This window comes from Enterovirga rhinocerotis (assembly GCF_004363955.1).
Classification (GTDB): domain Bacteria; phylum Pseudomonadota; class Alphaproteobacteria; order Rhizobiales; family Beijerinckiaceae; genus Enterovirga; species Enterovirga rhinocerotis.
The window spans coordinates 1322936-1335998 of sequence record NZ_SNZR01000011.1; the positions used below are offsets into that span (position 1 = coordinate 1322936).

General features: G+C 67.0%; 10 protein-coding genes and 1 tRNA gene. 9 read left to right on the forward strand and 2 right to left on the reverse strand.

Going from position 1 to position 13063, the window contains the following annotated elements; genetic code table 11:
- Nucleotides 1–2 precede the first annotated feature (2 nt).
- Complete coding sequence (locus EV668_RS06850) at nt 3–542, forward strand: MerR family transcriptional regulator (protein ID WP_133769044.1); 540 nt, start codon at nt 3–5, stop codon at nt 540–542.
- Nucleotides 543–612: 70 nt separating this feature from the next.
- Here the strand turns inward: EV668_RS06850 and EV668_RS06855 are convergent, their stop codons facing one another.
- Nucleotides 613–2274, reverse strand: a complete 1662-nt coding sequence (locus EV668_RS06855; RefSeq protein WP_133769045.1) for a thiamine pyrophosphate-binding protein — start codon at nt 2272–2274, stop codon at nt 613–615.
- Nucleotides 2275–2868: 594 nt separating this feature from the next.
- On the opposite strand from EV668_RS06855, the gene EV668_RS06860 reads away from it, so the two are divergent.
- The 8 genes from EV668_RS06860 to lon all read left to right on the forward strand — a co-directional run bounded on the left by EV668_RS06860 (nt 2869) and on the right by lon (nt 11490).
- A complete protein-coding gene (locus EV668_RS06860) occupies nt 2869–3978 on the forward strand; it encodes a M20 family metallopeptidase (RefSeq protein WP_133769046.1) in 1110 nt (369 codons plus the stop codon).
- 3 nt (nt 3979–3981) lie between these two features.
- Nucleotides 3982–4545, forward strand: a complete 564-nt coding sequence (locus EV668_RS06865; RefSeq protein ID WP_245512904.1) for a sugar O-acetyltransferase — start codon at nt 3982–3984, stop codon at nt 4543–4545.
- A gap of 127 nt (nt 4546–4672) precedes the next feature.
- Nucleotides 4673–4757: transfer RNA gene (locus tag EV668_RS06870), tRNA-Leu, on the forward strand.
- Nucleotides 4758–4823: 66 nt separating this feature from the next.
- Entirely contained in the window at nt 4824–6206 is a 1383-nt protein-coding gene (gene tig, locus EV668_RS06875; protein WP_133769047.1) for a trigger factor, read from the forward strand.
- A gap of 55 nt (nt 6207–6261) precedes the next feature.
- A complete protein-coding gene (locus tag EV668_RS06880; protein ID WP_133769048.1) occupies nt 6262–6897 on the forward strand; it encodes an ATP-dependent Clp protease proteolytic subunit in 636 nt (211 codons plus the stop codon).
- Nucleotides 6898–7132: 235 nt separating this feature from the next.
- Nucleotides 7133–8401, forward strand: coding sequence for an ATP-dependent Clp protease ATP-binding subunit ClpX (gene clpX, locus EV668_RS06885; protein WP_133769049.1), 1269 nt, complete (start codon nt 7133–7135; stop codon nt 8399–8401).
- A 93-nt stretch (nt 8402–8494) separates the two neighbouring features.
- Nucleotides 8495–8821: a hypothetical protein gene (locus tag EV668_RS06890; protein WP_133769050.1), complete on the forward strand. Its 327-nt coding sequence runs from the start codon at nt 8495–8497 to the stop codon at nt 8819–8821.
- Between the two features lie 248 nt (nt 8822–9069).
- The gene (gene lon / locus EV668_RS06895) at nt 9070–11490 is read left to right on the forward strand and encodes an endopeptidase La (protein ID WP_133769051.1); all 2421 of its coding nucleotides are present in this window, start codon (nt 9070–9072) and stop codon (nt 11488–11490) included.
- A gap of 189 nt (nt 11491–11679) precedes the next feature.
- Here lon and serS read toward each other — a convergent pair whose 3' ends face one another.
- Nucleotides 11680–13026, reverse strand: coding sequence for a serine--tRNA ligase (gene serS / locus EV668_RS06900; protein ID WP_133769052.1), 1347 nt, complete (start codon nt 13024–13026; stop codon nt 11680–11682).
- Nucleotides 13027–13063 lie beyond the last annotated feature (37 nt).

Sequence of the window (13063 nt, forward strand, 5' to 3'; positions counted from 1 at the left end):
CGATGAACAAGGCGCCGGATGCCTTCCGCACCATCAGCGAGGTCGCCGAGGACCTCGACATCCCGCAGCACGTGCTGCGCTTTTGGGAAACGCGCTTCTCCTCGATCCGGCCGCTGAAGCGAGGCGGCGGGCGCCGCTATTATCGGCCCGACGACGTGGACCTGCTGCGCGGGATCCGTGAACTACTGTACGGGCACGGCTACACGATCAAGGGCGTGCAGCGCATCCTCAAGGAGGACGGTCCGCGGGCGGTCCAGTCGGTCGGACGGGGCGGGGCACTTCCGGCCGCGCGTCCGGAGCCCGACGATGCCGACGAGTTCGAGCCCGAGGCGCCGGCGCAGCACGGCCTGCCGCTTGGGCCGGCGGATGTCGCGGTCGAGGACGAGATGCCGCCCTATCGCCCCGAGCCGCCTCCGGCCTTCCTCCGCCCGTACCTGGAGCCGGCCCCGGCTCTCTCGGAGGAGCAGACCGGGCGGCTGAGATCCGTCCTCGGCGAGTTGCAGGAGTGCCAGAGGATCCTGGAAGCGATCAAGCGGGGGTAGGGCGCGCTAAACCGGCGCCCGCCCGCTTCCCCGCACCATGCTCTGGCGGGCGCCTCGTCGCTGCCGCGCGTCAGCCTCCGCGGATCTCGGACATCGTCCTGTCGGGGGTGAGTGCTTCCTGATCGGTGAAGCAGTGAAGGATGGCCGGCTTCCCCGAGGCCAGGGCGCGCTCGAAGGCCGGTCCGAATTCCGCGTTCGTCCGCACCGTTTCGCCGTGACCGCCGAAGGCCACCGCATAGGCGGCAAAGTCGGGGTTCCTGAGACGCGTGCCGGAGATGCGGTTGGGATAGTCCCGCTCCTGGTGCATCCGGATCGTGCCGAACATCGAGTTGTCGAGCACGACGATGATGGCCGGGATGTCGTACTGGACCGCGGTCGCGAATTCCTGCCCGTTCATCATGAAATCGCCGTCGCCTGCGAAGCAGACGACCGTCCGGTCCGGATGGACGCGTTTCGCCATGATCGCCGCCGGCGGACCGTATCCCATCGAGCCCGAGGTCGGGGCGAGGTTGCGGCGCGTGCCGTCGAGCGGAATGAAGCGGTGGACCCAGACGGCGAAATTGCCGGCGCCGTTCGTGACGATCGCGTCCTTGGGCAGCTTCTCACGCAGCCAGATCATGGCGGCGCTGGTCTGGAAGTCGCCCGGCATGTCGCGCGCCTTGCCGATGCGATCGAGGTAGTCCGATCGGGCTTCGGCGCTGCGCTGCTTCCAGGCGATCTCGCCCGGCGGTCGAAGGCGCTCGAGAGAGGCCGCAAACGCGGCGGGCGATGCCTCGATGGCGAGCGCCGGCTGGTAGACGCGTCCGAGTTCGGCGGCGTCGGGGAAGACATGGACGACGCGCTGCTTCGGGACCGGGATGTCGAGCAGGGTGTAGGACGAGGACGGCATCTCCGACATCCGCGCCCCGACGAGCAGGAGGAGATCCGCTTCCTTGACCCGTGCCGTCATCTTGGGGCCGGGATTGATGCCGACCTCGCCGGCATAGTTCGGATGATCGGCGGGGAAGAGGTGGGCCCGGCGGAACGAGGTCGCGACCGGCAGGTCGAAACGCTCCGCAAATCGAACCATCGCGGCGCGCGCGTCGTCGCTCCAGCGCGACCCGCCGAGGATGACCAGCGGCCGCTGCGCCTCGCCTAGCAAGGTTTCGAGCCTGTCCATGTCGGACGGAGCCGGCCAGGGCTCGACCGGCTCGACACGCGGCGCGTCGGTCACCTCCGCCGTGTCCGTCAGCATGTCCTCGGGGAGGGCGACCACGACCGGGCCCGGCCGTCCTTGCATCGCGACCCGGAAGGCCCGCGCCACGATCTCCGGGATCCGCTCGACCTGGTCGATCTCCGTCGCCCATTTCGCCAGCGTGCCGAAGACGGCGCGGTAATCGACCTCCTGGAAGGCCTCGCGTTCGCGCATGGATCGGTCGACCTGGCCGACGAACACGATCATCGGGGTCGAATCCTGCTTGGCGATGTGGATGCCCGGGCTCGCATTGGTCGCGCCGGGTCCCCGGGTGACGAAGCAGATGCCGGGACGTCCCGTCAGCTTGCCCTCGGCCTCGGCCATCATCGCCGCGCCGCCCTCGTTTCGGCAGACGAGCACGTCGATGGATGCATCGTGGAGGGCGTCCAGCACCGCGAGATAGCTTTCGCCGGGAACGCAGGTGGCGCGCTCCACGCCTTGCGCGATCAGCGCGTCAACCAGGATTTGTCCGCCCGTTCGCGGCTTGCCCAAGCCCATCGCTTCCTCTCCCACGACACCGTCAACTCGTGGAGGAGCCGATCGGAGCGCGATTTTCCTATCGCCACGCTCCGGGCTTGGCCAGCGCGAACGCCCTCTCGAACGTCGGGATCGACGTCAGGCGCCAGGTCCTGCCCCGCCAGCGCCGGGGCCGCCGAAATTGCCGTCGGCATTGGGGGTGTTCCAGCGGGTGATCGGAACGACCGGGGCCTGGCGTACCGGTGCACGCTCGACATGCCGTGGCGCCGGGCGGGCCGCACGGTGCGCCTCGGACCCGCGCGTGTCGTAGCGGTGGTGCCGGGTGGTCTGGGCTTCCACGGGCACCGCTGCCAAGGCTACGATACCGGCTAGCAGTGCGAGTGACGTCTTGCGCATGGCTCTCTCTCCTTTGATGCAGGATATCGGAACGCCATCGGTCCGCTGCGAGACCTGTCGGCCGAGCGGGCGTGCGGTTTCGCACGACGCCAGGCGATGCCGGTGGCGTAGCACGCAAGCCGATACACGCGGCAGCAATTTTGCTAGCGATCGTGGCTGTTCCAGTCAGGCCTGCATCATCCTTCGGCTGCGGGGCCTAGCGGTCCCGAGGGAGCCCCGATGTCCGATCTCAATGACCGCGCCCTTCGCCTCGCCCAGGACATCGTGCGGCTCGACAGCCGCAGCTTCGTGTCCAACATCGGGGTCGCGGACCGCATCGAGCAGGAGTTGAGCGGCTTCGAGATCGAGCGGCTCGACTACACGGACGATTCCGGTGTCGTGAAGCGCGCCCTCGTGGCCCGGAGGGGAGGGCCGGGCGGCATCGCCTTTTCCGGCCATATGGACACCGTGCCGGAGACCGGCTGGTCCGACGATCCCTGGAGTGGCCGGATCGAAAACGGACATCTGCATGGCCTCGGCGCCGTCGACATGAAGGGCCAGACGGCGGCTGCGGTCGTGGCGGCTGTCGGATTGCCGGAGAGCGTGCCTGTCGCGCTGCTTCTGACGACGGACGAGGAGACGACCAAGGGCGGCGCACGGGCCATCGCCGAACGCTCGGAACTCGCGAAAGGCACGCGCGCCATCCTCGTCGTCGAGCCGACCGACATGGCACCGATGCGGGGCCACCGCGCTCACATCCAGTTCACGGCGATCGCAAGCGGCATCCAGGCTCATTCCGCCACCGGACGCGGTCGCAACGCGAACTGGGACCTCGTGCCGTTCCTGGCGGAGATGCGGGAGATCCATCACCGGCTCCTGTCGGATCCGTCCCTCCAGGATGCCGCCTATGACCCGGTCTTCAGCGACTTCAATCTCATCATCGACAACCACGGAGCGGCGGTGAACGTCACGGTCCCGCGTGCCACCGCGACGATCAAGTTCCGCTACAGCGCCAAGATCGATCCGGATCCGATCGCCAAGGCGGTGCGGGCCGCCGCGGAGACGGCTGGCCTCGCGCTTTCCGAATCGTGGGAAGGGCGACCGCCCGAATTGCCGCAGGGCCACCCCTTCGTCCGCCTCTGCGCGGAGGCGACCGGCGCCTCGCCGAATGTCGCGCCCTACGGAACGGACGCCGCCGAACTCCAGGCCATCGCGCCGTGCGTCCTCCTCGGCCCGGGCGACATCGCCTTCGCCCACAAGCCCCAGGAGAAGGTGTCGATCGCCGCACTTGAGGCCGCCATCCCCGTCTTCCAGCGCATCGCGGCACGCGTGGCCGCCGGCGAGGCTTGATCGATGGCCGCCGACATGACCGAGAAGCAGAAGATGCTCGCCGGCGAACTCTATCGTCCCGGCGATCACGAGATCCAGGCCGATCAGGCGGCGACCAAGGCATGGCTCGTCCGCTACAACGCCGCCCTCGCGGCCAGCGCGGCGGAGCGCCGCGTTCTCCTGCGCGAGCGGTTCGCGGCGGTGGGGGAGGGCGCCGTGATCCGGCCGCCGTTCCATTGCGATTTCGGCTTCAACATCAGCCTCGGCGCAGGGGCCTTCCTGAACTTCGACTGCGTCATCCTCGACGTCGTGACCGTCGAGATCGGTGACGGCGCCCAGATCGGGCCGGCTGTCCAGATCTATACCGCCGACCATCCTCGGGACCTCGAGACCCGCAGATCGGGCGTCGAGTTCGGACGGCCGGTCCGGATCGGCGCGGATGCTTGGATCGGCGGCGGGTCGATCATCCTGCCGGGCGTGACGGTCGGGGAGGGGGCCGTCGTCGGTGCCGGCTCGGTCGTCACGCGCGATGTCCCGCCCGGAGCGACGGTCGCGGGGAATCCTGCCCGGCTGATCCGCAAGGAGTAGGGCGCCCGCATGCGGTCGCTGAGCCGCAACGTCAGGGTTGCCGCCATGTCGCGAGTGTGACAAGAGGCGCGCACCGCGGCGCGGCGCCCGGATGCGTTCGTTCGGGCGCATGCGGATGGCGTCTTCGGCGGGCGTGGCGGAACTGGTAGACGCGCTGGATTTAGGTTCCAGTGACGAGAGTCGTGGGGGTTCGAGCCCCTCCGCCCGCACCAACGCCACGCTCCCGTACCCGCTTCATGGATTTGCCGACAGGCATAGAGAGTTCGACGAGGAAGGTCATGCAGGTCACAGAAACGAGGTCGGAGGGGCTCCGCCGCGAGTTCAAGGTCACGCTGCCGGCGTCCGAACTCGAGGAGCGGCTCACCGGGGAACTCGCGACGCTGAAGGATCGCGTCCGGATCAACGGCTTCCGGCCGGGCAAGGTGCCGCTGGCGCACCTTCGCAAGCTCTATGGCCGCTCGGTCATGGCCGAGGTCGTCCAGAACGCCGTCAACGAGGCCAACCGGAAGATCGTCGACGAGAACGGCCTCAAGCTGGCTCTCGAGCCCAAGATCGACATGGCCGGCGGCCAGGAAGAGGTCGAGAAGGCGCTCGAGGCGAAGGGCGATCTCGATTTCACCGTCGCGCTTGAGGTGCTTCCGGAATTCGAGCTCGCCGATCTCGGCGATGTCAGCATCACGAAGAAGGTCGCCGAGGTCTCGGACGAGGATCTCGAGACGGCGATCACGCGGATGGCGGAGCAGAATCGCAGCTTTGCCGAGAAGGACGGCGAGGCGGCGAACGGCGATCGCGTGACGGTCGACTTCCTCGGACGGATCGACGACGTCGCCTTCGAGGGCGGCACGGCGAGCGACATCGAGGTGGATCTCGGATCGGGAACGTTCATCCCCGGCTTCGAAGAGCAGCTCCTCGGTGCGAAAGCCGGCGAGGAGCGGAAGGTCAATGTGACCTTCCCCGAGAATTACGGGTCCGAGAACCTCGCCGGGAAGGCCGCCGAGTTCGACGTCACCGTGAAGGCCGTGTCGGCTCCGAAGGAGGTCGTCATCGACGACGAGCTCGCCAAGGGCTTCGGCATGGAAGACCTCGGCAAGCTCAAGGAGGCGGTGAAATCGGCGATCGGCCGCGATTTCGAGGCTCAGTCCCGTCGCAAGCTGAAGCGCGAGCTGCTCGACGCGCTCGACACCAAATACGCATTCCCGCTTCCGGAAGGGCTCGTCGAGCAGGAGTTCGGCGCGGTGTGGAATCAGGTCACGGGCGAGCTCGAGGCCAACAAGCGCACCTTCGCCGACGAGGACACGACCGAGGAAGCGGCCCGCGCGGAATACCGCAAGATCGCCGAGCGGCGCGTGCGTCTCGGCCTCGTCCTTGCGCAGGTGGGGGAGAAGGCCGATATCAAGGTCACGGACGAGGAGGTCAATCAGGCCCTCGTCGAGCGGGTGCGTCAGTACCCGGGCCAGGAGAGGCAGGTCTGGGAATTCTACCAGAAGAACCCGAACGCGAAGGCCGAGCTGCGGGCGCCCATCTTCGAGGAGAAGACGGTCGACCACATTCTCGATCAGGTGAAGGTCGTGGAAGAGACGATCTCGCGCGAGGAGCTCTTCCGGGACGACGAGGACGCAAAGGACGAAGCCAAGGCTTCGACCGAAGCGCAGGCACAGTGACGCGGAGGAGGGCCGCAGAAGCCCTCCGTCTCCGCTCGACGGCGAGATGAGGGCAATGCGGGATCCAGTCGACGTTTTCAACAATACGCTCGTGCCGATGGTGGTCGAGCAGTCGAATCGGGGCGAGCGCGCCTTCGATATCTATTCTCGGCTGCTGCGCGAGCGCATCATCTTCCTGACCGGGCCGGTCGAGGACTACTCGGCCTCGCTCATCGTGGCGCAGCTGCTGTTCCTGGAAGCGGAAAACCCGAAGAAGGAGATTTCCTTCTACATCAACTCGCCCGGCGGCGTGGTGACTTCGGGTCTGTCGATCTACGACACGATGCAGTTCATCCGCTGCCCCGTCGCGACGCTCTGCGTCGGGCAGGCGGCGTCGATGGGCTCGCTTCTGCTCTGCGCCGGCGAGAAGGGGCACCGTTTCGCCCTGTCGAACGCCCGGATCATGGTCCACCAGCCGTCCGGCGGCTACCAGGGCCAGGCGACGGACATCCTGATCCATGCGCGCGAGATCGAGGCGCTGAAAAAGCGGCTGAACGAGATCTACGTCCAGCATACGGGTCAGGAATATGAGCGCATCCACACTGCGCTCGAGCGGGACAACTTCATGACCGCTGAAGCCGCGAAGTCCTTCGGGCTCGTGGACGAAGTGCTCGTGAAGCGTCCCGAGGCCGGTGCGGCGGCGACGGCCTGATCGTTGCGCCGAAGGCCGTATACGCGCGTCGAAATGACCAGCGGCGACGGTCTCGGCGCACTATTGATCGCCCGCCCCGGGCGTGTTTGCATCGTGGCGGGCTTGTGCAGCGCGTCGCAAGACCTGCGGGAGGGCGCGACGGCGGGATGGTGATCTTTTGTTTAGATCGCCATCCGTAACCTGAAATGTGATTCGGCGGGGCTGCGTGCTCCCCGCCCCCGGACTGGAGACGGTAATGAGCAAGGCCGGCGGCAACGACTCGAAGAGCACGCTCTATTGCTCCTTCTGCGGCAAGAGCCAGCACGAGGTCCGCAAGTTGATCGCGGGCCCGACGGTGTTCATCTGCGATGAATGCGTCGAGCTCTGCATGGACATCATCCGCGAGGAATCGAAGTCCTCGCTGGTGAAGTCGCGGGACGGGGTCCCGACCCCGAAGGAGATCCGCCACGTCCTGGACGATTACGTCATCGGCCAGGAACACGCGAAGAAGGTGCTCTCCGTCGCGGTCCACAACCATTACAAGCGCCTCGCCCACGCGACGAAGCACACGGATGTCGAGCTGGCGAAGTCCAACATCCTGCTGATCGGCCCTACGGGTTCCGGCAAGACCCTGCTCGCGCAGACGCTCGCCCGCATCCTCGACGTGCCCTTCACGATGGCGGATGCGACGACGCTGACCGAGGCCGGCTATGTCGGCGAGGATGTCGAGAACATCATCCTCAAGCTGCTTCAGGCCTCCGACTACAACGTCGAGCGGGCGCAGCGCGGCATCGTCTATATCGACGAGATCGACAAGATCAGCCGCAAGTCCGACAATCCGTCGATCACCCGTGACGTCTCGGGCGAGGGCGTTCAGCAGGCCCTCCTCAAGATCATGGAAGGCACGGTCGCGTCGGTGCCGCCCCAGGGCGGACGCAAGCACCCGCAGCAGGAGTTCCTGCAGGTCGACACGACCAACATCCTGTTCATCTGCGGTGGCGCCTTCGCGGGGCTCGAGCGGATCATCTCCGGGCGCGGCAAGGGAACCTCGATCGGCTTCGGTGCCAGCGTGTCGTCTCCCGACGACCGCCGGACGGGCGAGATCTTCCGCGAGGTGGAGCCGGAGGATCTGCTGAAGTTCGGCCTGATCCCCGAATTCGTCGGCCGTCTGCCGGTCCTGGCGACGCTCGAAGACCTCGACGAGACCGCGCTCAAGCGGATCCTGCAGGAGCCGAAGAACGCGCTGGTCAAGCAGTATCAGCGCCTGTTCGAGATGGAGGATGTCCAGCTCACCTTCCAGGACGAGGCGCTTGGGCTCGTCGCCAGGAAGGCGATCGAGCGGAAGACCGGCGCGCGCGGCCTTCGGTCCATCCTGGAAGGGATCCTCCTCGACACGATGTACGACCTTCCCGGCCTCGATTCGGTCGAGCAGGTCGTGATCGGGCCCGAGGTGATCGACGGCAAGACGAAGCCGCTCTTCATCCACGGAGACCGTGGCCAGGAGCCGGCGAAGGAAAGCGCCTGACGCGACGAAGCAGTCCTTCTCCCGCTTCGGGAGAAGGACCATGCGCGAGCGCTGGTCCTTGAAGCTGCGAAAGCCGCGGGATAGCTGGCGAGCATGTGCGCGGCGGCTCCCTACCTCCTCCTGATCCTGTTCGTCGTCACGTTCCTCGCCCTGTTGGCGGCGTACGTGACGCGTGCGGTCGACAAGGCTCGCGCGGCCTGCAGCAGGACCTACGACATCTCGGTCTTCATCGGACGCGAAACGAGCCGGGATGCGGTGCTGGCGGACCGCTTCGTCAACCATGCCGGGATCGACGCGCGCGACATCGACCGGATCCTCCGCTGCCGCCGGCAGGTCCGGCGGGTCGGGCTCGGCATCTTCCTTCTGACGGGCCTGGTCTTCCTTGCGGTCGGCGAGGCCCTGCCGGCGGTGTGCTCGTGAGCGGCGCTGGTGCGCGGGAGCACCTATGCGCCACCGACGTGGCCCTGCGGCATCTCCTTTCTTGAAAGCGCCGCGATGGCGGGCCACCTTAACCCGGCGCGAGGATTGCACGCTCATGATCGAGGTGCGTGAGTCGCGCGCCGGACGCGACCGCCCGGGCACCGCCCGAGCGGCCGAGCGCGCCGGCCGTCCATCCGCTCTCCTGCTCGCATGAGGGGCTGGGCGGATGCCGTGATGAGGAACCTTTGATGTCAGAGAACAAGACGCGTCAGCCCGTCCAGCCCGGTTCGGTCGACACCTATCCGGTGCTGCCCCTCCGTGACATCGTCGTCTTCCCGCACATGATCGTGCCGCTCTTCGTGGGCCGCGAGAAGTCGATCCGTGCGCTGGAGGAAGTGGTCAAGGCCGATCGTCACATCCTGCTCGCGACGCAGATCAACGCGACGGACGACGATCCGGCGACGGATGCCATCTATGAGGTGGGCACGCTGGCCTCGGTCCTTCAGCTTCTGAAGCTGCCCGACGGCACCGTGAAGGTGCTGGTCGAGGGCGCAACGCGCGCCAAGGTCCGCCGCTACACCCGCTCGGACGAGTTCTACGAGGCCGAGGTTCAGGCGCTCGAGGACGAGGCCGGCGACAAGGTCGAGGCGGAAGCGCTCGCCCGCTCGGTGGTGTCCGAGTTCGAGAATTACGTGAAGCTCAACAAGAAGGTCTCGCCCGAGGTCGTCGCGGCCGTGACGCAGATCGAGGATTCGGCGAAGCTCGCCGACCAGATCGCCTCGCATCTCGCCGTCAAGATCTCGGACAAGCAGGACGTTCTCGCGACGCCGACCGTCACCGGCCGGCTGGAGAAGGTCCTCGGCCTGATGGAGAGCGAGATCTCCGTGCTTCAGGTGGAGAAGCGCATCCGCACGCGCGTCAAGCGCCAGATGGAGAAGACCCAGCGCGAATACTACCTGAACGAGCAGATGAAGGCCATCCAGAAGGAGCTCGGCGACGGCGAGGAAGGCCGCGACGAGCTGGCCGAGCTCGAGGAGAAGATCGAGAAGACCAAGCTCTCGAAGGAAGCGCGGGACAAGGCGCGGGCCGAGGTCAAGAAGCTTCGGCAGATGTCCCCGATGTCCGCCGAGGCGACGGTCGTCCGCAACTACCTCGATTGGCTGCTCGGTATTCCGTGGGGCAAGCGCTCGAAGATCAAGAAGGATCTTCTCGGTGCCCAGGCCGTGCTCGATGCCGACCATTTCGGCCTCGACAAGGTCAAGGAGCGGATCGTCGAGTACCTGGCCGTGCAGCAGCGCGCGAACAAGCTCACCGGTCCGATCCTGTGCCTCGTCGGCCCTCCGGGCGTCGGCAAGACCTCGCTCGGGAAGTCGATCGCACGGTCGACGGGGCGCGAGTTCGTGCGGATGTCGCTCGGCGGCGTGCGTGACGAGGCCGAGATCCGGGGCCACCGGCGGACCTATATCGGCTCGCTGCCCGGCAAGATCATCCAGTCGATGCGCAAGGCCAAGACGTCGAACCCTCTCATCCTGCTCGACGAGATCGACAAGATGGGCATGGACTTCCGAGGCGATCCCTCGGCGGCCCTGCTGGAGGTGCTCGACCCCGAGCAGAACGCGACCTTCAACGATCACTACCTCGAGGTCGATTACGACCTCTCGGACGTGATGTTCGTGACGACGGCGAATACGCTGAACATCCCGCCGGCCCTTCTGGACCGGATGGAGGTGATCCGCATCGCCGGGTACACGGAGGAGGAGAAGGCCGAGATCGCCCGGCGCCACCTGATCCCGAACGCCCTCAAGAAGCACGGGCTCAAGGTCGGTGAATGGTCGATCACGGATGCGGGCCTGCTCGAGCTGGTTCGGCGCTACACCCGCGAGGCGGGCGTGCGTAACCTCGAGCGCGAGCTCGCGAACCTGATCCGGAAGGCGGTCAAGGAGATCATCATCACCAAGGTCAAGTCGGTCGAGGTGACGGATCAGAACCTCGCCGGCTTCCTTGGGGTGCCGAAGTTCCGCTACGGCGAGATCGAGGCCGAGGATCAGATCGGTGTGGTGACGGGTCTCGCGTGGACCGAGGTCGGCGGCGAGCTGCTGACGATCGAGAGCGTCATGATGCCCGGCAAGGGCAAGATGACGGTCACGGGCAACCTCAAGGACGTGATGAAGGAATCGATCTCGGCGGCGTCGTCCTACGTGCGCTCGCGGTCGATCGATTTCGGCATCGAGCCCCCGCGGTTCGAGAAGCGCGACATCCACGTCCACGTTCCGGAAGGGGCGACCCCGAAGGACGGCCCGTCGGCCGGCATCGCCATGGCGACGTCGATCGTCTCGGTCTTCACCGGCATCCCGGTTCGGCGCGATATCGCCATGACGGGCGAGGTCACGCTCCGGGGGCGGGTGCTGCCGATCGGCGGCCTGAAGGAGAAGCTGCTCGCGGCGCTTCGGGGCGGGATCAAGAAGGTCCTGATCCCCGAGGAGAACGCCAAGGATCTCGCTGAGATTCCGGACAGCGTGAAGAACGGTCTCGAGATCGTCCCCGTGGCCCGGATGGGCCAGGTGCTGCAGCATGCGCTGGTTCGCATGCCCGAGCCGATCACGTGGGAGGAGCCCGTGGCCCCTCTGCCGGCGAAGGGCGAGGACCGCTCAACCGTCGCCGCGCACTGATCCCAGGACCGGCCTGAACGGGCCGCTCCCAAGCGATAGAAGGCCCCGAGGAGAGATCCTCGGGGCCTTCGTCGTGTCGGAGGGTGGCATGGCGAGGCTGGGGCAGGGCTTCGAGAGCCTCAGGCCCCGCGCGTCGTGCGTGGGCGATGGTGGCGGCGCGGGGGGCCGGTTCGGGTTCCCGTGGCGTCCTTAGGCCGCCCCGAGGCGCTCCAGGCCGCCCATATACGGCCGCAGGGCCGCCGGCACGACGACGCTTCCGTCGGGCTGCTGGTAGTTCTCGAGGACCGCGATCAGCGCCCGGCCGACCGCGACGCCCGAGCCGTTCAAAGTGTGGACGTGGCGTGGACCCTTGGCTTCCTTCGGCCGGTAGCGCGCATCCATCCGCCTCGCCTGGAAATCGCCGCAGACCGAGCACGAGGAAATCTCGCGGAACGTGCCTTGTCCCGGCATCCAGACCTCGATGTCGTAGGTCTTCTGAGACGCGAAGCCCATATCGCCGGTGCAAAGGGTCATGACGCGGTAGGGCAGTTCGAGCTTCTGCAGCACCGCCTCCGCGCAGGCGAGCATGCGCTCGTGTTCCTCGGCAGACTTCTCCGGCGCCGTGATCGAGACAAGCTCGCATTTCGTGAACTGGTGCTGCCGCAGCATGCCCCGGGTATCCCGGCCGGCCGCGCCGGCCTCGGCGCGGAAACATGGCGTGAGCGCAGCGAAGCGGAGCGGTAGCTCGTCCTCGGACAGGATGGATTCGCGAACGAGGTTGGTCAGCGGGACCTCGGCGGTGGGGATGAGCCACTTGTGCAGCTCGAGCCCGAGATACTGCAGCGCGCTCCGCTCCTCGCTCGTCTCCGGATAGACGATCGCCCTGAACTGGTCGTCGCGAAACTTCGGCAGCTGCGCCGTGCCGAACATGACGTCGTCCCGCACCAGCAGCGGCGGGCTGGCTTCGATGTAGCCGTGTTCGTTCGTATGCAGGTCGATCATGAACTGGCCGAGCGCACGTTCGAGCCGTGCGAGCTGGCCGCGCAGGACGACGAAGCGCGAACCCGAAAGCTTGGCCGCGATCTCGAAATCCATGGCGGTGCCGTTGCCGACCCTCCAGGCCTCCCCGATCTCGAAATGCTCCTTGGCATCGGCGATCGGGACGGGCTTGCCCCAGTCATGCCGCAGGACGTTTCCCGTTTCGTCCTGGCCGAGCGGGACATCCGCCGCCGGAATGTTCGGGATTTCGGCGAGGGCCGTCCGAAGCGCCTCGTCGGCGGCCTTTTCGGCCTTCTCCAGGTCCGGCGCGTCCTCCTTGAGCCGGGCGACCTCCGCCATCAGCGCCTGGGCGCGCGCCTCGTCCTTCGCCTTCTTGGCGGCGCCGATCTCCTTCGACAGGGCGTTCCGCCGCTCCTGCGCGTCCTGGGCCGCCGAAACGGATGCCTTGCGGCGATCATCCAGGTCCAGAAGATGTGCCGCGAGCGGTTCCAGGCCGCGGGACGCCAATCCGGCATCGAAGGCGGCGGGGTTCTCGCGGATCAGGCGGATGTCATGCATGATGGTCTCGGCCGGATGCGGCTCAGCGAACGAAACC

Bases quoted from the DNA above. Each gene is read 5' to 3' on its own strand.
- EV668_RS06850 (WP_133769044.1), top strand. From the start codon at position 3: ATGAACAAGGCGCCGGATGCCTTCCGCACCATCAGCGAGGTCGCCGAG.
- EV668_RS06855 (WP_133769045.1), bottom strand. From the start codon at position 2,274: ATGGGCTTGGGCAAGCCGCGAACGGGCGGACAAATCCTGGTTGACGCG.
- EV668_RS06860 (WP_133769046.1), top strand. From the start codon at position 2,869: ATGTCCGATCTCAATGACCGCGCCCTTCGCCTCGCCCAGGACATCGTG.
- EV668_RS06865 (WP_245512904.1), top strand. From the start codon at position 3,982: ATGGCCGCCGACATGACCGAGAAGCAGAAGATGCTCGCCGGCGAACTC.
- tig (WP_133769047.1), top strand. From the start codon at position 4,824: ATGCAGGTCACAGAAACGAGGTCGGAGGGGCTCCGCCGCGAGTTCAAG.
- EV668_RS06880 (WP_133769048.1), top strand. From the start codon at position 6,262: ATGCGGGATCCAGTCGACGTTTTCAACAATACGCTCGTGCCGATGGTG.
- clpX (WP_133769049.1), top strand. From the start codon at position 7,133: ATGAGCAAGGCCGGCGGCAACGACTCGAAGAGCACGCTCTATTGCTCC.
- EV668_RS06890 (WP_133769050.1), top strand. From the start codon at position 8,495: ATGTGCGCGGCGGCTCCCTACCTCCTCCTGATCCTGTTCGTCGTCACG.
- lon (WP_133769051.1), top strand. From the start codon at position 9,070: ATGTCAGAGAACAAGACGCGTCAGCCCGTCCAGCCCGGTTCGGTCGAC.
- serS (WP_133769052.1), bottom strand. From the start codon at position 13,026: ATGCATGACATCCGCCTGATCCGCGAGAACCCCGCCGCCTTCGATGCC.